The sequence below is a fragment of the Amaricoccus sp. genome (assembly GCF_017995835.1).
In the GTDB taxonomy this organism is placed as follows: Bacteria; Pseudomonadota; Alphaproteobacteria; order Rhodobacterales; family Rhodobacteraceae; genus Amaricoccus.
The window spans coordinates 1-21610 of the sequence record NZ_JAGOID010000056.1; the positions used below are offsets into that span (position 1 = coordinate 1).

Below are 21610 nucleotides of genomic sequence, written 5' to 3' on the forward strand. Positions count from 1 at the left end.
AGCGGGAGCCGTTGAGTACGCTTCTGAGGCCCTCGGCAATGATTCCATCGAATCCTATTACGGCCAGCAAATCAAATCTCATGCCCCCCCCCCCGAACCTTCAGACGGTCTCTCTACCCCCTTTGGAGTAGCCGCTCCCCACTCGGCACACTGTAACGGTTGTATGACGCTTTGTAAAACAGTTGAGACCGGGCAGCGTGCCGTAACGGACATGTTGCGCGCTGCAAGGAAGCCGAGGTCGGGTTGTGCCGATGTGTCCGTGCAACCATAGGTGGCGGGATAGTATACGAAAGATGCAGAAAGCGTCAGAGCATGATCGGCCCCGGATCGCAGGGGTTTTCGTCGCTCCCGCAGGAACAGCGCCTCCGGGATGCGAGTCGGCCGCCGCGACGCCGGTTCATCCAAGCGGGCGCATGTGGGAGCGCGCGGTCACGGCGGTCGCTGGGTCTGGCGCCATTCGGGCGCGCATCGCCCCGCCTGGCGCAAGTGGCTTCAAAGCGAGCGTCGGATTCAGGGTATCTTTCGGGTGTCTGGTACGGATGTCCAGTAGTATGCATTGTTGACATCGAAGTTAGCGTGCTGCGTACTGAAAGTTCTTATGGTGAGAGGCAGTCGGCCACTCGCGCACAACGATGGATGACGGTGGGTGAGAACGAATCCCGGCGGTGAGCTCGACTGGTTTCATCGGGTCTCGGGCGATTGCGGCGCGGTTTCCGAGAGCGCCCTGCGGCGTGGGCTCGCCGCCGCAGTCCGGGCGCCGTGCGTCCCGGGGCAGGTCGAGGCCGCGCTCGAGGGGGCGAAATGCGATCCACGGGGACTCCCCCTGCCGGCCCCCGGCCCGGATCGGCGCGGCAAGGGGGGCTCTGGGCCACGGCCTGCTCGGGACATCGGCTTGCGATCAAGAAGCGACCTGACATGACTGTGGCAGATTCGCCTCGTTTCGCCGCCGGAGACGGGCCCGGCAACAGATCCATGGCGGCGGCCCGATTCGACGCCGACCCGGCCTGCGTGACCGTGGAGTTCCTCGGCGCCGCCGCAGCCGGCAAGACCACCGCCGCGCTCGCGCTCTCGGCGGACCTGCGAGGGCGGGGATCGCCCGTGCGACTGGTGCAGTTCGGACGAGCGTCGCCCCCTGGCGATCTCGAGCCGCCGAGTGGCGGTTCTCCCTTGTCCATTCAGCTGATGAAGATCGCCGGCGGGCTGCGGGCATTGCTTCCGGATGGACGGCGCGATCCGATCGTCGAGGAGCTCCTTGCGATCCTTCCGCCGGGCAGCCGCGTCCGCGAACTGCGGATCCGCAGGTACGCCGCCGATCTCTGCCGCGCCTGGCGCGACAACCAGCGAGCCGGCGAGGTGATGATCCTCGACCAGGGGTTCCTGACGCTGCTGTGCTCGATGGCGCTGCTGTCCGACCCGATCGACAGGTCGGCGCTGGCCCGCGGCCTCGCGCTGGTCCCCCGGGCCGATCTCCTGATCCACGTCGTGGCGCCGCGTTCGGTCCTCGAAAGCCGGCTGCAGGAGCGAGTGCGCCGCCGGCGGGCATTCGAGCGCCTGTTCGGGAACGAGGTCGGACTTTGGCTCCGGCAGGCAGAGATCGCCGCGGTCCTCGCCGAGCTGCTCGCCGAGGAGGGTCGCGTCGTGATGAATGTGCAATCCGGAAACCGCGCCGACCTCGACGCCGCCGTGCAGTCGATCGCCGGAGAGATCGGTTCGCTGATAGGGGACAAGTCGGAATGAATCGGCCAGACGCACCGCCGCCGCTGCTTGCAAACGCCGATGCGGGCGTGGAACCATTCGACGTCCCGGCCGGTCTCGACCGCCCTGACCCGCCAGTAAGCTGCTCTATTCGGATGCTGCTCGACGCGCTCGATCACGCGCGAATCCGCTACTGTCACTGGAAGAGCAATGTCCGGCTCCTCGAAAGCCTTTCCGGGGAGGGCGATCTCGATGTCCTGGTGCATCGCGAGGACGCCGCCGCGTTCACCGCCTTGCTGCTGGAGTGCGGCTTCAAGCTGACCGCCTCGGCAAACGGAATCGGGCACCCGGGCGTGCTGCACGCCTTTGCGCTCGATCCCGATCGGGCGACGCTGGTGCATGCGCATGTCTATTTCCAGATCGTCACCGGCGACAGCGTGGCGAAGTGCTACCGGCTCCCTCTCGAGGACATGCTGCTCGCCGGCACGCGCCGGCTTCACGGCGTTCCGGTCCCCAGTCCCGAGGCGGAACTCGTCGCGTTCGTCCTGCGGATCGCGCTCAAGCACGTGCGCCCCTTCGAGCTCCTGGTGGTGAACCGGGACTATCCGGCCGTGGTCGAGGAACTCGACTGGCTGCGCGACTCTGCGAACGCCGCCGCGGCCGAGGACTTGTGGCGCCAGCTGCTCCCGGATGCTCCGGTCTCCCTGTTCCGGGCCGCTCAGGACGCGATCGCCGACCGAGGCGATCTGCTTCGGCGCATCCGCGTCTCTTGGCGGATCAGGGGGCATCTGCAGAACTGGCGACGCCTCGGGCCGCTGGCGGCCACCACATCGCAGCTCTGGCGGTTGCTCATGCTGGCGCTGGGCCGGCTTCAGCGCCGCCGCGGGAAGATTCCGACGTCTTCCGGTATCATCGTCGCGTTCGTCGGCCCGAAGGCGAGCGGGAAATCTACGCTGACCGGCGCCGTCGCCCGTCGCCTTGGGCGCAACTACAGGGTCTGGCAGGTGCACGTCGGCAAGCCGCCCGCGACGGCGCTGACGCTGCTGCCCCGGCTGATGCTTCCGTTGGGGCGCCGGATCTGGGCCAGCCACCGCACCCAGGGGTTCGAGGCGCCTCCGGGCGCCGACAGATCGCGGTTCTCGTTCGTCTACGTCCTGCGGGTGGCCATCCTCGCCTATGAGCGCCGGGCCCTCGTTCGGCGTTGCTGGCGCGCCGCCGCCGCCGGCTCGATCGTGATCGCGGACCGGTATCCGTCGGTGACAGCGGGCGCCACCGACAGCAGCCACTTCTGCGAGGCGGACGTCGCGCGCTGCCAGTCCCGGGTCAAGCGATGGCTGATGTCCCTGGAACGGCGGCTCTATGCGGGTCTGCCTGGGCCGGGGCTGGTCGTCAGCCTGTCGGCGCCGATCCAGACGACCCTTCGGCGCGACGCTGAGCGCGTCAAGACGGGCGGGCCGAATCCGGAAGCCGTGATCCGGCGCAGGGACCGCGAGACCATCGCCGAATATCCCGGCATACGGGTCGTGACCATCGACACCGACCACCCGCTCGACGAGACCGCCGCGGCAGCGATGCGGGCGGTCTGGAGCGGTATATGACCCCGGCCGCAGCCCCCTGCCGGCTGCGTCGACCGACGACCTCAGGAGAAGAGGAAATCGTCTATGTGGAACTCGTGGATCTTGCCGTCGTTGTAGTTAGGGCTGCTGTCACCATCACGCCCGCGATCGGTGACATAGAGGCTCATCTGGTCCGGATCGTCGCTGCTGGGTGCGAGCGCCAGGCCCGCGATCTTGTGCGCCTTGATCTGCGAAACGTTGAAGGTGTCGAGGAGTTCGCCGTCGGGAGTGAGCATGGCGATGGACGTCTTGGATGCGGGCACGAACAGGACATCGTGAACGGCGTCGTAGGCGACGGCTTCGGGATCGTTGATGCCCAGCGGCAGGGTGTTGAAGCTGGTCGCGGTGTCGTCGCCACCTTTGGACGGGGCGCCATCGAACTTGCCGTTCGCGCCGGGGCTGATCGTGAAGATTTTCTGATCCGCGCCGCTCGCGATGTACATGACGTTGCGCGTCGTGTCATAGGCGATTCCCTCCGCGTCTTTGGCCCCAAATGGTCCCGTGTTGGCGAAGGTTCTTTTATCATCTGATGTAAAATACAGGTCATCGTTGCCGGGATCGACCACATAGAACCCTCGGGATCCCGTGTCGTCCGAAATGTAGATATGGTGGTTGTTCGGATTGTAAGCGATATCCGTCGGCTCGTCGGAAAACGAAACAGTAGAAGCAGTGGACACCAAGGTGCCGTTCAGCTGCATCTCGTAGACGTTCTTGCCCTCGAAGATCGGCAGCTCTTCGACCTCGCCGTCCACCATGAGCATCCTGCCGAGATGGCTGATATAGACAAGGCCGGAGGGGTCGGGGCTCGGTGGCGACCATTGCGAGGTCAGGGTGGTCCGCACGAGGGTGAGCGAGCTGGGCAGGCCGCCGCCACCGCCGCCGCCACCGGTGACTGCGAGCGTGTAGTCGTGGGTGTCGGTGCTCGAATCGGAGGAGGTCGCCGTTACGCGCAGAGTGATCGAGGGCTCGTTCTGGGCGTTGAGCGTGCCGTTGCTCGAACGCGTGATCACGCCGCTCGGGCTGATCGAGAACCGATTGTCGTCGATCGTGTAGGAAACGGTGTCGCCGGCGTCGGGGTCGTTCGCCGACGCGGTGATCCCGACGCCCGTGCCGGCGCCAGCCGACTGCGCGATCGTGTTGGCCGCGGAGTTCGCATCCGCCGGCGACCGGAAGGCGACCGGCTCCTGGCTGTCGAGGATATTGAGCGTGAACTGCCGGGTGGCGGTGGTCGAGTCGGAGGAGTGCGCCGTCACCGTCAGCGTGACGGTCGTCTGGGTCTCGAAGTCCAGCGTCCCGTTGCCCGATCGCGTGATCACGCCGGTGTTGGCGTCGATGGTGAACCGCGAATCGTTGATGCTGTAGGTCACCGTGTCGCCGTCGGGGTCGTGCGCGGACGCGGTGATGCCCGTCGGGGCGCCGGCGATCGCCAGCTCGGCGATCTGGTTGCTGTCTGGGTCGGCGTCCGGCTGGGCGTCGAACGCGACCGGGGAGCCGCCGCCGGGAAGCGTGTACTCGATGTGCAGCAGCGGCGCGGTGCCGGGCGAGTCCTCGAAGGAATCCGCCGTGCGGGTGCCGGTGCCGCTGATTACGAAGGCCATGGCGTTGGACGCGGTCCAGCCGGAGCGGTTCACGATTTCCTGCACGACCGCGGAGATGTCGGCGGTCCGCTGCGCGGCCCCGCTCGCGCCGGCCGGCGTCCAGGCCTCCGGCGACCAGTCCACGGACGCATCCGTCAAGGGACGCGAGGAGATGTTGAACTTGGCATTGCTGAACGTAGCCGCGTCGTTGCTGTCCTCGCCCCGGATCAGCAGTGACGATGCGCTGCTGTTCGACTCGTCCACCGTGAACTGTATGTAGGCGGCGGTGATCTGGGCGCCTTGCGGAATGCCGAGGTCGGTGAACCGGATGCCGACCTTCTGGACCTTTGACCCGTCGAAGCCCAGCTCGAGATCGCCGACATTGGACGAGATGGAGCCGCTCGACTTTTCCTCGGCGTCGTCGGTTGCCGACGCCACCCGCCTCTCGATGGTCTGAATGGCCATGCTGCGTTCCTACAATGCGGGGCCGACCCTCTTCGCGGCAGATACCCCTACCAGCCGGGGAGAATCCCCGGCGCATCGTGCCATTATGTTACCGAACCAGCCGGGATCCGGCAGTTGCTCATGCGAAGCATTCTCCCCCCTGCGCATCACCCAAGCGAGGGATCCTGCCCGTGCGACCCGGAGTAATGCGCGCGATCTCATCCCTCGACCGGATAGGGCTCTTACCGTTCCGCTGGCTGTGCTAGTTTTGGCCATTCGCTTTGGTGGGGGATGTCCATGCCGATTCCGACCTTGCTGCGGAGAGCGCAGGCGCTGCTGATTCTCGCTTTCGCCTGCGCGGCGGGTTCGGCGCCCGCCGACGAATACCCGTTAGCGCCGGGTGACACGGTCCGCCTTCAGGTCGCCGGCATAGAGCAGTTCTCGTCCGTTGCCTCCGTCTCGAACGACGGCTTCGTGTCCCTGCCGCGCTTCGGGCGCGTCAGAGCCGAGGGCAGGACGGTCGAGGAGGTTCAGTCGACCTTGCAGGAGATGGTCGGGTCCATCACCTTTCGGGTTTTTGACGCGTCGAGGCTCGCCTCCGTTCTCGATGTCGCCCCGAGCGACGTCGCCCTCGAGGTCGAGCGCTATCGCGACGTGACCGTGTCGGGCATGGTGACCAGCCCGCGGCTCATTCCGTTCAGCTCCGGCCTGACCGTTCGCTCCGCGATCGCGGCCGCCGGAGGGATCCTCGGCCAAGGCCTTGACGCAGGCGGCACCGACCCTTCGGGGATGGTGCTGCGGGTGGCGGAGATCAGCCGGCTGACGCGCGCCCGCGCCGAAACGCTGGCGACGATCTGGCGACTGGAGAATGCGCTAGGCGAGAGCCGGCCGGCTCCGACGGCTGCCGAGCTCGGCCTCGACGAGAAGGGCGCCGACGCGCTTCTGGCGCTGCACGCGCAAATGCTGGAAGCCGCGAACGAAAAGCAGCGCAAGGCTCGCGAGCTGCTCGACCGCCTCGACCCGCTCTACGCGATGCGCGCGCAGTACCTCGAGGAGCAGAAGAGGAACCAGGCCGAGGCTCTGGCGGTCGACCGGCAGGAGCTGGCGCGGCTCGAGGGGCTCAAGGAGCGAGGGCTCGTCCATTTGGCGGACCGCGTGCATGAGATGAGCCGGATGCAGTTTCTCTCCGAAGCGCAGTTTCTCCAGACCCAGAGTGAAATCGAGCGCCTCGGGATCCAGCGCGCCGAATCCGACGCCGAGCGGGGAAGGCTCACTTCGGATCGGCGGGAAGCCGATCTTGCGGCGCTCGCCGGGGCCCGACGCGCGCTGTTCGATCTCGAAAGCCAGATCTCGGGCTTGCAGCGCGCGCTCGCTCTGGCGGCGGCCCCGGGCGCCGCACCGGTAGCGACGCCGCTCTCGGTGGCGCCCGAGGCCATCGTCCATCGCGGCACGGGAGACGGGGCCGTCGAGCTCCGGCCCGGCATGGATGCGCTCGTCCGGCCGGGCGACGTCATCGAGGTCGTGACCACGGATACGACCGCGCCCGATCCGACCGCTTACCGGCCGGCGTCCCTGACGGGGGCGGTTCCATAGGGGTCTGGAGACGGCGCTGCAGGTGCGCCGCCCGGGCGATCGCGAGTTCGGCTGGTTGTGGACGATGTCCGGCTGGACACCGCACGGGTTCTTCTGCCAGACCGTGCAGGAAATTGCGGCAGCTTCGCTCCGCTGGACCGGCCACTCGCCCCGCGCCTGCCTGCGCGTACGGACGATCGGACCCGTCCGAGGAAGACTGGCGCGAAATGAGCAGAACCGATGCGCCGGGAAGGGTATCTTCGAGGGGCGCGAATCCGCCGACAGACCATTCCGCAGGAGAACCGAACGATGATCCGCCCGATCTCGGCGAGCAGCCTCGCTCTCGCCGTCGCGCTGGGGCCCGCCTGGGCCGACGTCGCGCCCGAAACCGTCCGGTCGCTCTCGGCGCCGGAGTCGGTCGAGACGCGCGCCGGCACGCTGGAGTTCGATGACGGCGCGCCGACCGCCGCGACCGCGCAGACGGCCTACGATGCCGTGGACTTCGCCAATGCGCTCGCCGTCTACAACAACAGCTTCCGCGGCGCCTCGGCCTATGCGCTGCGCAAGGGCTTCGAAGAGGTCGCCGGCGCGAACGGCGTGGTCATCTTCTCCGAGCTGATGGACGCGGACTCGCTGTTCCTGACCGCCAATGCCGACACGGTCTATTACCTCTCGGCGATCGACCTGAGCGACGGTCCGATGGTGATCGAGCAGCCCTCCGACGCGGTCGGCACGATCAACGACATGTGGTTCTCCTGGATCATCGACATCGGCGCTCCGGGACCCGACCGCGGCCTCGGCGGCAAGTACCTGATCGTGCCGCCCGGCTATGACGGGCCGCTGCCCGAGGGCGGCTACTTCGTCGCGCACTCAAAGACCAACCACGTCCTCTACGCCGCCCGCGCCTACCTGGTGAACGACGATCCCAAACCGGCGGTCGACAACGTGAAGGCGAACCTGAAGATCTACCCCTACGTCCCCGGCAGCTACGGCACCAGCATCGCGCAGGCGCTGACCGGCGCGGTGCGGCTGGCGGGCGAGCCGACGATCCCCGAGACGAAGTTCGTCGAGGGCAGCGGCCTCGCCTTCAACACCATCCCGCCGAGCGACGTCGGCATCTTCGACATGATCGACGCCAACCTCCAGGCCGAGCCGGCGACGAGCTACGACGTGGAGCTCGCCGGCCAGCTCGCGGCGATCGGCATCGTGCACGGCAAGCCCTTCGCGCCCGACGAGCGGATGCAGGCGATCCTGACGGACGCCGCGGCGGTCGGCGACGCCTTCGGGCGGTCGCTGCAATGGGCCTGGGCGGACGCGCATCCGGACTGGGCGTACTACGAGGGCTCGCACTGGTGGAGCATGCTCTGGGAGGGCGGCGCCAACTTCGAGACGCCGCCGCCGCAGTTCGAGGGCGGCGAGTTCAAGCCGCTGCCGCCGACCGGCGCGCGGACGCTCGATTCGCGCACGGCCTTCTACTACGGCTACACGCTCGACAGCCCCGGGATGATCATGCGCCTTCCCGACGTGGGCTCGCAGTACCTGATGACCGGTCTCGACGCGACCGGCGCGCCCTTCGACGGGGCCAGGACCTACAGGGTGGTGCTGCCGAAGGACATCCCGGCGCGGGCCTTCTGGTCGTTCACGCTCTACGACAACCAGACCCGCTCGATGCTGGCGACCCCGCAGAACTACCCGCGCGCCGGCAGCCAGAGCTATCCCTCGCCGGCCGCCGAGCCGGCCGAGGACGGCGCGACCACGGTCTGGTTCGCGCCCGAGCAGCCTGAGGGCGTGGCCCGCGGCAACTGGATCCAGACCGATCCGGCCAAGGGCTGGTTCACCATCCTGCGGCTCTACAGCCCGCTCGAGTCCTTCTTCACCAGGGAGTGGCGGCCGAGCGAGATCGAGCTTGTCAAATGATCCCGCCCCGGCGCCCGGGCCCTCACTTCATGGAGAGAGAAATGCATACGACAGGGTGTATCTCCGAAGCAGTTGTTGCCTCCCGCCGGGCGGTGCTGGCGGGAGGCGCAACACTCGCTGCGGCGCTCGCCGCCGGCGGCGCCGGTGCGCAGGAGGCGGTGAACGGCCAGGCCGACTTTCTCTTCGTGCAGACGGCCGAGGGCATGGCCTTCGATGCCGACCAGAACCGGCTGACGCTGCGCGGCGTCAGCCCGGTTACCCTGTTCTTCTCCGACCGGCCGGAGCGGATCGCCGGCAACATGACGACGGAGGCCTTCGTGCCCTTCTGGAGCGAGGGCAAGGACAGCTTCCTCTCCGACCCGCCCAACGCCGACGTTTCGATCCTCGAGAACGGCACGCTGCGCCAGACGGTCGTCGTGCTCCGCGATCCCGTGATCGAGGGCGAGGACCTGCACTACACCGTGCAGATCGTCAGCGGCGAGATGCCGGTGCTCGGCAAGGAGGTGTCGGTGTTCATCGACGTCATCGGGATGCCGCTGACGCCGCTCTCGTACGCAGGCGTCGCCCGACGCGCGTACCGCCGCGCCGCCCTGTACTGACCGGACGCAGGATCGGCCACTATCGCCGCCTTCGGTCGGCCGCGGCGGGTTGCGGAAGGGAAGGCCCTGGACGACCCGGGCTTTCCCGTTGACAGCCGGTCCCGCAGCCGCCATCCGGAGCGCGCCGGTGTCCGCAAGGACGAAGAGGGAACCCGGGGGTCCATGTCCACGGGCCAGACCGGAGCCGCCCCCGCGACTGTACGCGGCGAGGGGCCTGCCGACATGCCACTGGGGCGTTGCCCCGGGAAGGCGGCAAGGCCCGCGCAACCCGCAAGCCAGGAGACCTGCCGGCGCAGGAACCGAGGCCCGGGGGTAGTCCGGAGGGGGATGGGATGCGTCAGGCGCGGCTGTCGTGGATCTCTGTCCGCCGTCCCTCCAGGCGGCGGCAATAGATGGGGCTCCTGCTGCCCATGCTCGCCATGCTCGCCGAGCTCCTGACCGGCTACCCCGACGCGGTCTTCCGGCGCATCGGGCATCCCGTCATCTGGATCGGGACCCTGATCGGGGCGCTGGAGAGGCTTCTGAACCGGGGCTCCGTGCCGAGACGGAGGATTTCGGGCGTCATCGCGATCAGCCTGGCGGCCGCGGCCGTTGGGAGCGTCGGCGCAGGACTTGAAGCTCTGCTTGGCGGGCCGGTCGGCCTGGTGGTTGCGGCCTGCCTCGCGGGCAGCCTGATCGCGCAGCGGAGCCTCGCCGATCATGTGCAGCGCGTGGCGGATGCGCTCGATGCAGGCGGCGTCGAGGCCGGCCGCCTGGCGGTGGCGCACATCGTGGGGCGCGATCCGGAGGCGCTCGACGTGGCAGGCGTCTCGCGTGCGGCGGTGGAGAGCCTGGCGGAGAATTTCTCCGACGGCGTGGTCGCTCCGGTGCTCTGGATGACGATCGCCGGTCTGCCGGGGGCGATCGCCTACAAGACAATCAATACCGCCGACAGCATGATCGGCCACAGGACCGAGCGCTATCGGGCGTTCGGATGGGCTTCGGCACGGCTCGACGATCTCGTCAACCTGCCGGCGTCGCGGCTCACGGCGCTGCTCCTCGTGGCCGCGGCGGCGCTGGTTCCGGGAGCCTCGCCGCGCGGCGCCGCGCGCGCGATTCGACGCGATGCCCGCCGGCACCGCTCGCCGAATGCCGGCTGGCCCGAGGCGGCGATGGCCGGCGCCCTAGGTTTCGCGCTCGCCGGTCCGCGCAGCTATGGCGGCCTGGCGGTCGACGACGCCATCATGGGAGCAGGCGGGCGGCGCGATCTCGGATCCGCCGACATCCGCCGCGCGCTCCGGCTCTACCGGGCGGCCGACGCGCTGCTCGTGACGCTGCTCGCAGCCGGGGTCATCTGGACAATCTGAGCAGGAGCTCGAGGTCGAGATGGACCTCCAGGTGACGGGCCACGGAGTCGAGGGCCGCCTCGACTCCGGTTTCGTAGCTCATGGCCGACGGTCCCGCCCCGAGGCGGGCGAGCCAGGCCCCGCGCTGGGCGTCCTCGGCGAAGAGGCCATGGACGTAGGTGCCAAAGACCCGGCCGTCGGCGGAGCGGGCTCCTTCGGTGCGGCCGTCGGCGAGCGTGCCGAAGGGACGGTCGCAATCGGGGCCATGGGTTCGGCCCATGTGCATCTCGTAGCCCACGAAGGGAACGGCATCGTCAGTGCGGCCGGCGACGGCCTCGAGGCGCTTCTCGCCGGTGAGTTCCGTCGCCACGTCGAGGAAGCCGAGGCCGGGCTGGATGCCGGGTGGGCCCTCGATGCCGGCGGAATCGACGATGGTGCGGCCGAGCATCTGGTAGCCGCCGCAGAGGCCGAGCACGCGGCCACCGCGGCGGAGGTGCGCGGCGATGTCGATGTCGAAGCCGGCGGCGCGCAGGGCCGCGAGGTCGGCAAGAGTCGCCTTGGAGCCGGGGAGGAGGACGAGGGCGGCGTCCCCGGGGAGCGCCGCGCCCGGGTGGACGCGGACGAGATCGACGGCCGGCTCGGCGGCCAGCGGATCGAGGTCGTCGAAATTGGCGATGTGGGGCAGGATCGGCACGGCGATGCGGAGCGCGCCGGGGCGCGGGGAGGCGTCGGCGGGGCGGGACAGGGCGAGCGCGTCCTCGGCCGGCAGGCACGCGGCAACCTTCGTGAAAGGAACGAGGCCGACGGGGGCCCAGCCGGTCCGCTCGGCGACGAAGGCCATGCCGTCCCGGAAGAGGGCAGGGTCGCCGCGGAACCTGTTGACAACGAACCCGGATATCAGGGCCGCGTCCGCGGGGTCGAGAACGGCGCGGGTCCCGACAAGGCTGGCGATGACGCCGCCGCGGTCGATGTCGCCGATGAGGACGACCGGAGCGTCGACGGCGCGGGCGAAGCCCATGTTGGCGATGTCGTTGGGGCGGAGATTCACCTCGGAGGCGCTGCCGGCGCCTTCGACGAGGACGAGGTCCGCGTCGGCGCGGAGGCGGGTGTAGCTCTCGAGGACGGCGGGGAGGAGGGTGGCCTTGCGGCGCTGCCACGCGCGGGCGGTGGCGTTGCCGGCGACGCGGCCGTGGACGATGACCTGGGCGCCGACATCGCTTTGAGGTTTCAGGAGAATCGGGTTCATGTCCACCGTGGGCGTGGTGCGGGCGGCGCGGGCCTGGAGGGCCTGGGCGCGGCCGATCTCGCCGCCGTCGGCGGTGACGGCGGCGTTGTTCGACATGTTCTGCGGCTTGAACGGGCGGACGCGGAGGCCGCGGTCGGCGAAGGCGCGGGCGAGGCCGGCGACGATCAGCGACTTGCCGACGTCGGAGCCGGTGCCCTGGAACATGAGGGTGCGGGCCGGCATGGTTAACGGCGCTTCGCCCGATGCACATCGCATGCACAACCCATGCACAACCCATGCACCGGGTTTCCGGGCGCCGGCGAAAGGTTGACGCCAGTCACGGTCACTCAGAACTCGATGCCCGGCTGGGCTTTCACGCCGGCGGCGAAGGGATGGCGGCCGAGGGCGAACTCGGTGACGAGATCGGCGGCCTCGAGAAGCGCGGGCTTCGCGTTGCGGCCGGTGACGACGACGTGGAGATCCGCGCGGCGTGCGGCGAGGGCGGCCACCACGCGATCGACGGCGAGGTAGTCGTAGCGGAGCGCGATGTTGAGCTCGTCGAGGACGAGGAGGGCGATGGTCGGATCGGCCATCAGCGCCTCGGCCTGCTGCCAGGCGCGTTCGGCGGCGGCGACGTCGCGGCGGAGGTCCTGGGTCTCCCAGGTGAAGCCCTCGCCCATCGAATGCCAGGCGACGCGATCGCCGAACGCGGCGAGCGCGCGCCGCTCGCCGGTGTCCCAGGCGCCCTTGACGAACTGGACCCCGCCGACGCGGCGATCGTGGCCGAGCATGCGGAGGGCGAGGCCGAAGGCGGCGGTCGACTTGCCCTTGCCGGGGCCGGTGTGGACCAGGAGCAGGCCCTTCTCGACGGTCTTCGCCGCGACCTCGGCATCCTGCGCTGCCTTGCGCTTCGCCATCTTCGCCTTGTGGCGCTCGGCTTCGGCGTCGGCGATCTCGGGCATCATTTCACCTCGACGGGAAGGCCCGCCACCGTCAGCACGACGCGGCCGGCTGCGGCGGCGACCCGCTGGTTGAGCCAGCCGGCGGCGTCGCGGAACCGGCGGGCAAGAGGGTTGTCCGGGACGATCCCTAGGCCGACCTCGTTGGACACGACAACCCATGCGCCCCGTGGCCGGGCAAGGGCGGCGGCGAGGCGATCCGTCTCGGCCTCGACGTCGCGACCGGCGAGCATGACGTTGGAGAGCCAGAGGGTCAGGCAGTCGACGAGGACCGGCCGCCCCTCGGGAGCCGTTTCGAGGGCAGGGGCAAGCTCGAGCGGCGCCTCGGCCGTCTCCCAGCCCTGGGCGCGGCGGGCGCGGTGGTCGGCGATTCGCGCGCGCATCTCGTCGTCGAACGCCTGGGCGGTGGCGACGTAGAGCCACGGCGCCGGCCGGGCGGCCACGAGGCCCTCGGCGAGGCGGCTCTTGCCCGAGCGCGCCCCGCCGAGGACGAGGGTGAGGCCCGCCTCAGGCAAGCCGCGGCTGCGGCGTGCCGAGGTCGGCCGCGAAGCGCGGGCGCAAGACCGCGACCGCGTAGCCAAGGAGAAGCCAGAAGACGAGGTTGGTGATCGTCACGGCCACGACGAAGCGGTGGTGCAGGTCCTCCGGGACCGGGCTCTCGTGCGTCGGCGGCTGCGGCGCGCCGACGAGGTGCGGCGCGATCAGGAGCGCCGCGCCGAGCAGGGCGATCGCCGGGCCCCGGCCCCAGACGATGAGCGCGAGGCCGGCGGCGGTCGCGACGACGGCGCCGACCCACCAGACCTGCCGCGGCGCGAGTTCGGCTGCGGGCATGGCGGGGAGTTCCGGCGGCAGGCCGAGCCCGGGCGCGAGCGTGAAGACCGCAAAGCCGGCGAGGCCCCAGAAGAACCCCTCGCGCCACCTGCGGATGCCGCCGGCGAATTCGGAGGCCGCGACAAGGAGAAGCCCGAAGCCGATCGCGGTCACGACGTTGGCGACGGCGGTCAGGCTCATGCGCTGGAAGCCGTCGGCGGGCTCCCATTCCTCGTCTCCGTGGTCGTGCGCCGCGGTCATCGCGACGGCGCCGTGGTCGTGCCCGGCCGTGGCCGCGGGGGCTTCGGCCTCGGCCGCGCTCTCGTAGACCTCGGCCTGAAGGATCAGCGGCACGGTGGCGAAGAATTGCAGGATCGTCATCGCAATGGCGACGAGGATGCCGGAGGCCGCCGCGAGGAGCAGCATGCTGCGAAGTCCGCTCATGATGGTCGGTTCCCGGTCAGTGGCAGGGGAAGGCCATCGAGTGGCGATAGTCGTGGCTGGCATTGTGGGCGACGCTCATGTGCGTGAAGCCGACCATGCCGATGATGAAGACGCCGAGCGCCGCCGCGATCAGGCGCTGCGCCGCGAGCGAAGCTGGCGACGCGCCGGTTTTCGAGGGGTCGGTCGCCGAGGGAGTATGGGTCATTGCCTAGTCCTTGTCGCCCTCCACCCGAGGGCCGCTGGAGCCACGTCGATCGCCGGCAGGTCTCCTGGCTCGCGGGTCAGGGCCTTTGCCTCACCTTCCCGGGATCGCTCCCAGTGGTCATGAGAGGCTGGGCTCGCCGCTTACAGTTGCGGGGGCAGCCGCGGATTCGCACCGCATTCCCTCGTCGTTCCCTCGCGGGAACACCGACGCCGCGAACGTGAACGGAAACGCGGCCCGTGACAAGCTCCTTCGACCGGCTCCTTCGGCGAGCGCCCGGCCAGCCGGGCAGGCTGGCGACAGGCTGGCCAAGAGGCGGCGTTGACTTGGCGCCACCCACGGCCATAGAGATCGGCCAGTGACGGTCATCCCCGCGAGGGGAGAGGGAATGCGGTGCGCCGGTCTCCGGCAACTCCGCAGCTGTACCCGCAACTGTAGGCGGTTAGTGCCGGCCAACGGCCACTGGGACATCGGTTCCGGGAAGGCGGCCAGGCGCGACGATCCGCGAGCCAGGAGACCTGCCGTCGCCAGACTTTCGACCGCCCGGCGGGTTGACCTGGGCAAGGAGGCGCGCGTGTCCAGTTCCCTGGCGTCCCCCACGGAGCCGCCCGTCCTCGCGGGCGATGCGGCCGCCGGCGAGGTGACGGTCCTCGTCTGCTCCTCCTGCCGGCGCGCCGGCGACGGGCCGGAGACGCCGCGCCCGGGCAGCCGTCTCGCCGACGCGCTCGCGGACGCGCTCGGCGCGGCGGCAGGCTCCGGCGTTGCGGTGCGGCGGGTCGCCTGTCTCGGCAATTGCAGCCGCGGACTCTCGGTCGCGGTCTATCGGCCCGGCTGCTGGACCTATGTCTTCGGCGGGCTCGACGAGACCTCGGGCGCCGACCTTCTCGAAGCGGCCCGGCTCTTCGCGGGCGCCGCCGACGGCTTCATGCCGTATCGCGGCCGGCCGGAGGCGCTGAAGCGCGGGCTGATCGCGCGCGTCCCTCCCCTCGATCTGCTGAAGGATCTGCCATGACCGATCTCGCCCAGGGCTTTTCGGGCCGCGTGCCCTGCACCGTCGTCACCGGCTTCCTCGGCGCCGGCAAGACCACGCTGATCCGCCACCTGCTCGAGAACGCCGGCGGGCGGCGGCTCGCCGTCCTCGTCAACGAGTTCGGCGACGTCGGGATCGACGGCGAGGTGCTGAAGGGCTGCGGCATCGAGAGCTGCCCGGAGGAGAACATCGTCGAGCTCGCGAACGGCTGCATCTGCTGCACGGTCGCCGACGACTTCGTGCCGGCGCTCGACCGGATCCTGTCGCGCGGGAATGTCGACCATATCCTGATCGAGACGAGCGGGCTCGCGCTGCCGAAGCCGCTGGTGCAGGCGTTCCAGTGGCCCGGGGTGAAGAGCCGGGTGACGGTCGACAGCGTGGTCGCGGTCGTCGACGGGCCGGCGCTGGCCGAGGGGCGGGTGGCGCAGGACCTCGAGGCGCTGGCGGCGCAGCGGGCGGCGGATGCCTCGCTCGACCACGACGACCCGGTGGAGGAGGTGTTCGGCGACCAGGTGGCTTGTGCGGACCTGATCGTGCTCTCCAAGGCCGACCTGCTCCAGCCGGCGGCGCGCGCGGCGGCCGCGGCGCTGGTCGAGCGGCATCTCGGGCGGGCGGTGAAGATCGTGGCGGCCGAGCGGGGCCGGGTCGATCCGGCGGTGCTGCTCGGGCAGGGCCTCGCCGTCGAGGAGGTGATTGACGGGCGGCGGACGGCGCATGACGACGAGCCGGAGCACGACCACGACGACTTCGACTGCTTCGTGATCGAGTTGCCGGCGGTCGAGCGGCCGGAAGCGCTGGCCGCGCGGGTGGCGGCGGCGGCGGAGGCGGCGGACGTGCTCCGGGTGAAGGGCTTCGCCGAGGTGGCGGGCAAGCCGATGCGGCTCCTCGTGCAGGCGGTGGGGCCGCGGGTCAGTCATCACTACGACCGGCCGTGGGCCGAGGACGAGGCGCGGGGGACGCGGCTCGTGGTGATCGGGCTGAAGGGGCTCGACCGCGCGGCGGTCGAGCGGTTGCTGGCGGCCTGATGCACATCCTCAACGTCACAACGGCGTCGCTGGACGACCTGATCGAGCCGGTCGATCTCGGTCAGCGGCCGGCGCCGCTGGTGGCGTTGTCGTTTTCCGACAGCGACCTCGCGGCGCTTGCCGCGGGCTGGCGCGGGTCGGGATTGCCGGAGCTGCGGCTCGCGGCGTTGCGCGACCTGAGGCATCCGATGTCGGTCGACCTCTGGATCGAGGCAGTGGCGGCGGAAGCGCGGACGATCGTGGTGCGGCTTCTCGGCGGCTACGACTGGTGGCCCTACGGCTGCGAACGGCTGGCGGCGGTGGCGCGTGCGCGGGGGGTCGCGCTGGCGCTGCTGCCGGGGGAGTGCCGCGAGGCGGACGAGCGGCTGGCGGCGCTCTCGACGCTGCCGCGGGAGGAACTCGCGGCGCTCCTCGGCTATTTCCGCGAGGGCGGGCCGGAGAACATGCGGGCGCTGCTCGCGCGGATGGCGGGGCTCGAGGCGCCGGGGCCGCGGCCGCTGCCCCGCGCGGGGCTGTGGATCGGGGGCGAGGTGCGGCCGCTGGCGGCGGCGGGGCCGGTCGAGCGGCCGGTGGCGCCGGTGATCTTCTACCGCTCGATGCTGCTTGCGGGCGACCATGCGCCGGTCGAGGCGCTGGTCGCGGCGCTCGACGCCGAGGGGATCGCGGCGGTCCCGGTCTTCGTGCCGAGCCTGCGCGATGCGGACGTGCTCGCCGAGGTCGAGCCGGCGCTCGCGGCGCTGCGGCCGGCGGCGCTCGTCACCGCGACGGCGTTCGCGGCGGGCGAGGACGCGGGGTTCTTCGACCGGCTCGGGGCGCCGGTCCATCAGGTGGCGCCGGCGACGACGCGGGCCGAGGCGTGGGCCGCCGGGCCGCGCGGGCTCGCGCCGGCCGATCTCGCGATGCACGTGGTGCTGCCGGAGCTCGACGGGCGCATCCTCGCGGGCGTCATGTCGTTCAAGGCGGCCGCCGCGCCGGATGCGGCGCTGGGGCTGAGCCTGCTCGCGAACCGGCCGGAGCCGGGGCGGGTGGCGCAGGCGGCGCGGCGGATCGCGGCCGGGATCCGGCTCTCGGCGACGCCGGCGGCGGAGCGGCGGCTCGCGATCCTGATCCCGGACTATCCGGCGGCGGCGGGGCGGACGGGCTATGCCGTCGGGCTCGACGTGCCGGCGAGCGTGCTGGCGATCCTCGCCGACCTGGAGGCTGCGGGCTATGCGGTCGAGGGCGTCCCGGAGACGCCGCGGGATCTCGTGCGGCTGCTGGCGCGGGAGCGCGACGGGCTGGCGCTCGCCGACTATGCGCGGCTCGCCGCGGCGCTGCCGGCGGCGGCGCGGCGAGCGGTCGCCGAGGCCTGGGGCGGGGCCGAGGCGGAGGCGTCGGGAGGCGCGTTCGGGTTTCGCTTCGCGCAGTTCGGCAACGTCACGGTGGCGCTGGCGCCGGACCGGGGACTGAGCGCGGACCGGCGGGCGGACTACCACGACCCGGCCCTGCCGCCGCGCCATGCGCTCGTCGCCTTCGGACTGTGGTTGCGCGAGAGGCTCGGCTGCCAGGCGCTGGTGCACGTCGGCGCCCACGGGACGCTCGAGTGGCTGCCGGGCAAGACGGTGGCGCTGAGCGAGGCGTGCTTTCCGGAGGTGGTCGCGGGAGCGTTGCCCGTCGTCTATCCGTTCATCGTCTCGAATCCGGGCGAGGCGGCGCAGGCGAAGCGGCGGATCGGGGCGGTGACGCTCGGGCACCTGACGCCGCCCCTCGTCGGGGCCGGCCTCTCCGGGGCCGAGCGCGAGCTCGAGCGGCTGGTGGACGAGTACGCCCAGGCCGACGGCCTCGACCGGCGGCGGCGGGAGCGGCTGGCGCGGCTGATCGTCGAGACGGCGGCGGCGCGCGGGCTCGCCGGCGAGGCCGGGGTCGGGGCGGGCGACGACCCGGAGGCGGCGCTGGTCCGGATCGACGCCTGGCTCTGCGACCTGAAGGACTTCGCGGTGAAGGACGGGCTGCACGTCTATGGCCGGGCGGAGGCGGGCGCGGCGCCGGAGCGCGTTGCTTCGGCCGCGGCGGAGCGGGCGGCGCTGCTCGCGGCGCTCGACGGGCGCCGGGTGGCGCCGGGGCCGTCGGGTGCGCCGGCGCGCGGGCGGACCGACGTGCTGCCCACGGGGCGCAACCTCTACGCCGCCGACCCGCGGACGCTGCCGACGCCGACCGCCTTCGCGCTGGGGAAGGCGGCGGCGGACGAGGTGCTGCGCCGCCACGTGCAGGAGCATGGCGACTGGCCGCGGGCGCTCGTCCTCGACCTCTGGGGCAGCGCCAGCCTCCGGACCGGCGGCGAGGCGATCGCGCAGGGACTGGCGCTGATGGGCTGCCGGCCGGTCTGGGACGAAGGCAGCGCACGGGTGACCGGCATCGAGGTGCTGCCGCCGGCGGCGATCGGGCGGCCGCGGGTCGACGTGACCTGGCGGATCTCCGGGCTCTTCCGCGACATGTTCGGGCCGCAGATCGCGCTCCTCGACGCCGCCGTCGCCGCGGTGGCGGCGCGCGACGAGACGCAGGCCGAGAACCCGCTCGCCGGGCTCGGGCGGCCGCGCCGGATCTTCGGCTCGGCGCCCGGCACCTATGGCGCGGGGCCGGAGGAGCGGCTGGCGAGCGGCGACTGGCAGGACCGGGCGGAACTCGGGCGGGTCTATCTCGAGACAGGCTCGCACGCCTTCGGCGGCCCCGACGGCGAGGGGGCGGCCGAAGCCGGCGCCTTCGCCGAGCGGGTGGCGGCGGCGGAGCTCCTGATCCACCCCGAGGACGACCCGGGACGCGACCTCCTCGAGGGCTCGGCCGACGTCGGTTTCGTCGGCGGCTTCGCGGCTGCGGTCGCCGCCCTCGGCGGCAAGGCCGATCTCGTGGTGCTGGACGGGACCGACCCCGACCGCCCGCGGGCGCGCTCGCTTGCCGAGGCGGTGACGCGGGTGGTGCGGGCGCGGGCGACGAACCCGCGCTTCATCGCCGGCCAGCTCCGCCACGGGCCACGCGGCGCGGCCGAGCTCGCCGAGACGGTGGACCGGCTGATCGGCTTCGCCGAGACGACCGACGCGGTGGCGGCGGCGCTGATCGAGGCGGTGCACGACGCCTATGTCGGCGATCCGGCGGTGCGGGAGTTCCTGCTGCACGAGAATCCGGCGGCCGCGCGGGCGATCGCCGAGCGGTTCGGCGCGGCGCGGCGGCGCGGGCTCTGGCATCCGCGCCGGAACTCGGTCGACGACGGCCTGGCGCGTCTCCTTGCCGAGGCGCGGGCGCGGGAGGCGGCGTCGTGATGCGCCGCGGCGCCTGCCCGAGCCTCGCCGCGCCGATGGCGAGCGGCGACGGGCTCATCGCCCGGATGGCGCTGCCCGAGGGGCTGTCGCCGGGGCAGCTCGCGGGGCTCGCGGCGGCGGCGACGCGTTACGGCAACGGGCTCGTGGAGGTGACGGCGCGGGGCAGTCTGCAGGTGCGCGGCCTGCGGCCGGAGACGGCGGGCGGCTTCGCCGACACGCTGGCCGGGCTTCGGATCTTGCCGGCCGAGGGGCCTCCGGTGCTGACCGGGCCGCTCGCCGGGCTCGATCCGGAGGAGATCGCCGACCCGCGGCCGCTGGCGGCCGCGCTTCGACGCTTCGACGGGGTCCTGCTGCCGAAGGTGTCGGCGGTCGTCGATGGCGGCGGCGCGCTGCACCTCGACGCCGTGCCGGCCGACCTGCGTCTTCGCGCCACGCCGAAGGGCTGGGTCGTGGCGGTGGGGGGCGCGGCGGCCGCGGCGCGGGTGATCGGGCGCTATCCGGTGGCGGAGGATGCGGTGGCGGCGGGGCTCGCGGTCCTCGCCCGGCTCTCGGCGGCCGGGGTGCGCGCCAGGGATCTCGACATCGGTCCGGCGGCCGGCCTGCCGATGCGCGATCCCGCCTGCCCGGTCGGGCGCTTCGCGCTCGTCGACGGCATCGGCCGCGGCGTGGCGCTGGCGTTCGGGAAGGTGGAGGCCACGGCGCTGGCGGCGCTCGCCGGGGCGGTGGAGGGCGCGGCGGCGATCCGGCCGGCGCCGGGGCGGGCGGTGATCGCCGTGGGCCTGAGCGACGCGGCGGACCGGCGGCTCGTGGCGGCGGCGGAGCGGCTCGGGCTCGTCACCGATCCGGGAGACGCGCGGCTCAGGGTTGTCGCGTGCGCCGGCGCGCCGGCCTGCGGCGCGGCGCTGCTGCCCACGCGGGCGATCGCCGGGCGCCTCGCCGGCCGGGTTGCGTTGCCCGCGGGCGCGCGGCTGCATCTCTCGGGCTGCCCCAAGCGCTGCGCGCAGCCGGCGGGGCCGGCGGTGACGCTGGTTGGCACGCCGGGCGGGCCGATGGTGACCGGCGAGGGGACAACGGTGGCCGCGGCGCTGGGCGCGCGGCTTCTGGAGGAGGCGCGGGCATGACCGCACAGGACTACATCCGCGACGGCGACGCGATCTACGCCCGGTCGTTCGCGATCATCCGCGAGGAGGCGGACCTGTCGCGCTTCGGCCCGGCGGAGGCGGAGGTCGCGGTGCGGATGATCCACGCCTGCGGCCTCGTCGAGGCGGCGGCGGCCTTTCGGTTCTCGCCGGGCTTCGTGGCGGCGGCGCGCGGGGCGCTTGCGGCCGGAGCGCCGATCCTCTGCGATGCGGAGATGGTGGCGCACGGCGTCACGCGGGCGCGGCTGCCGGCGGGGAACGCGGTGGTCTGCAGCTTGCGCGACCCGCGCACGCCGGGGCTGGCGGCCGAACTCGGCACCACGCGGTCGGCGGCGGCGCTCGAGCTCTGGCGCGGCCGGCTGGCGGGCGCAGTGGTCGCGATCGGCAATGCGCCGACGGCGCTCTTTCACCTGCTCGGGATGCTGGCGGCGGGCGCGCCGCGGCCGGCGGCGGTGATCGGGATGCCGGTCGGCTTCGTGGGCGCGGCGGAGTCGAAGGCGGCGCTGGCGGAAACCGACCTGCCGCACGCGGTGGTGCTCGGGCGGATGGGGGGCAGCGCCATGGCGGCGGCGGCGGTGAACGCGCTGGCGAGGCCGGGGACATGAGGGGCACGGCATGAGACACCCTGTGTCAAGCTGCGAGTGTATTGTGGGCGACCGCGGCGCTGTGCAGCGCCGGGTCGTAGAGGGCGCCGTCCGTCCAGGTGCGCCAGAGCACGCGTATCCAGGCCCGGGCGAG

General features: G+C 71.8%; 17 protein-coding genes and 3 riboswitches. Of the genes, 11 read left to right on the forward strand and 6 right to left on the reverse strand.

Annotation, left to right across the window (positions count from 1 at the left end; translation table 11 throughout):
* Positions 1-972 precede the first annotated feature (972 nt).
* Both KBA23_RS10090 and KBA23_RS10095 read left to right on the forward strand, forming a co-directional pair.
* The gene (locus KBA23_RS10090) at positions 973-1737 is read left to right on the forward strand and encodes a hypothetical protein (RefSeq protein WP_290740236.1); all 765 of its coding nucleotides are present in this window, start codon (positions 973-975) and stop codon (positions 1735-1737) included.
* A 113-nt stretch (positions 1738-1850) separates the two neighbouring features.
* The gene (locus KBA23_RS10095) at positions 1851-3293 is read left to right on the forward strand and encodes a hypothetical protein (protein ID WP_290740237.1); all 1443 of its coding nucleotides are present in this window, start codon (positions 1851-1853) and stop codon (positions 3291-3293) included.
* Between the two features lie 41 nt (positions 3294-3334).
* Here KBA23_RS10095 and KBA23_RS10100 read toward each other — a convergent pair whose 3' ends face one another.
* Positions 3335-5353, reverse strand: coding sequence for a hypothetical protein (locus KBA23_RS10100; RefSeq protein ID WP_290740240.1), 2019 nt, complete (start codon positions 5351-5353; stop codon positions 3335-3337).
* 276 nt (positions 5354-5629) lie between these two features.
* Between KBA23_RS10100 and KBA23_RS10105 the strand changes: the two genes are divergently transcribed.
* The 4 genes from KBA23_RS10105 (at position 5630) to cbiB (ending at position 10766) form a co-directional block, all read left to right on the forward strand.
* Entirely contained in the window at positions 5630-6925 is a 1296-nt protein-coding gene (locus tag KBA23_RS10105; RefSeq protein WP_290740243.1) for a polysaccharide biosynthesis/export family protein, read from the forward strand.
* A gap of 288 nt (positions 6926-7213) precedes the next feature.
* Positions 7214-8821: a DUF1254 domain-containing protein gene (locus KBA23_RS10110; RefSeq protein ID WP_290740246.1), complete on the forward strand. Its 1608-nt coding sequence runs from the start codon at positions 7214-7216 to the stop codon at positions 8819-8821.
* A gap of 41 nt (positions 8822-8862) precedes the next feature.
* Complete coding sequence (locus KBA23_RS10115; protein WP_290740249.1) at positions 8863-9420, forward strand: hypothetical protein; 558 nt, start codon at positions 8863-8865, stop codon at positions 9418-9420.
* 108 nt (positions 9421-9528) lie between these two features.
* Positions 9529-9727: riboswitch (cobalamin riboswitch) on the forward strand.
* An 85-nt stretch (positions 9728-9812) separates the two neighbouring features.
* Positions 9813-10766: an adenosylcobinamide-phosphate synthase CbiB gene (cbiB, locus tag KBA23_RS10120; RefSeq protein WP_290740253.1), complete on the forward strand. Its 954-nt coding sequence runs from the start codon at positions 9813-9815 to the stop codon at positions 10764-10766.
* On the opposite strand, the gene KBA23_RS10125 is transcribed toward cbiB, so the two are convergent.
* The 5 genes from KBA23_RS10125 to KBA23_RS10145 all read right to left on the reverse strand — a co-directional run bounded on the left by KBA23_RS10125 (position 10750) and on the right by KBA23_RS10145 (position 14388).
* A complete protein-coding gene (locus KBA23_RS10125; protein ID WP_290740256.1) occupies positions 10750-12213 on the reverse strand; it encodes a cobyric acid synthase in 1464 nt (487 codons plus the stop codon). The genes cbiB and KBA23_RS10125 overlap by 17 nt on opposite strands.
* A gap of 104 nt (positions 12214-12317) precedes the next feature.
* On the reverse strand, positions 12318-12932 hold the full coding sequence (cobO, locus tag KBA23_RS10130; protein WP_290740258.1) for a cob(I)yrinic acid a,c-diamide adenosyltransferase: 615 nt from the start codon (positions 12930-12932) through the stop codon (positions 12318-12320).
* Complete coding sequence (gene cobU, locus KBA23_RS10135) at positions 12932-13444, reverse strand: bifunctional adenosylcobinamide kinase/adenosylcobinamide-phosphate guanylyltransferase (RefSeq protein ID WP_290740260.1); 513 nt, start codon at positions 13442-13444, stop codon at positions 12932-12934. The genes cobO and cobU overlap by 1 nt, the downstream gene beginning before the upstream one ends.
* The gene (locus KBA23_RS10140) at positions 13437-14183 is read right to left on the reverse strand and encodes a CbtA family protein (protein WP_290740262.1); all 747 of its coding nucleotides are present in this window, start codon (positions 14181-14183) and stop codon (positions 13437-13439) included. Before KBA23_RS10140 ends, cobU begins: the two co-directional genes overlap by 8 nt.
* Before the next feature lie 16 nt (positions 14184-14199).
* On the reverse strand, positions 14200-14388 hold the full coding sequence (locus tag KBA23_RS10145) for a CbtB domain-containing protein (RefSeq protein WP_290740264.1): 189 nt from the start codon (positions 14386-14388) through the stop codon (positions 14200-14202).
* 36 nt (positions 14389-14424) lie between these two features.
* Positions 14425-14611, reverse strand: a riboswitch (cobalamin riboswitch).
* Positions 14612-14730: 119 nt separating this feature from the next.
* Positions 14731-14926, forward strand: a riboswitch (cobalamin riboswitch).
* Positions 14927-14959: 33 nt separating this feature from the next.
* On the opposite strand from KBA23_RS10145, the gene KBA23_RS10150 reads away from it, so the two are divergent.
* From KBA23_RS10150 to KBA23_RS10170, 5 genes are read left to right on the forward strand one after another with little or no spacing between them, the layout of a single operon-like run.
* Entirely contained in the window at positions 14960-15397 is a 438-nt protein-coding gene (locus KBA23_RS10150; protein ID WP_290740267.1) for a DUF1636 family protein, read from the forward strand.
* Positions 15394-16440 (forward strand): cobalamin biosynthesis protein CobW, encoded by a 1047-nt coding sequence (gene cobW / locus KBA23_RS10155; protein WP_290740270.1) that lies wholly within the window; start codon positions 15394-15396, stop codon positions 16438-16440. The genes KBA23_RS10150 and cobW overlap by 4 nt, the downstream gene beginning before the upstream one ends.
* Positions 16440-19733 carry a cobaltochelatase subunit CobN gene (gene cobN / locus KBA23_RS10160; protein ID WP_290740273.1) on the forward strand — a complete coding sequence of 1098 codons (3294 nt, stop codon included), beginning with the start codon at positions 16440-16442 and terminating at the stop codon, positions 19731-19733. Before cobW ends, cobN begins: the two co-directional genes overlap by 1 nt.
* Positions 19733-20854, forward strand: coding sequence for a hypothetical protein (locus KBA23_RS10165; protein WP_290740277.1), 1122 nt, complete (start codon positions 19733-19735; stop codon positions 20852-20854). Before cobN ends, KBA23_RS10165 begins: the two co-directional genes overlap by 1 nt.
* Positions 20851-21477, forward strand: a complete 627-nt coding sequence (locus KBA23_RS10170; protein WP_290740275.1) for a precorrin-8X methylmutase — start codon at positions 20851-20853, stop codon at positions 21475-21477. Before KBA23_RS10165 ends, KBA23_RS10170 begins: the two co-directional genes overlap by 4 nt.
* Positions 21478-21610 lie beyond the last annotated feature (133 nt).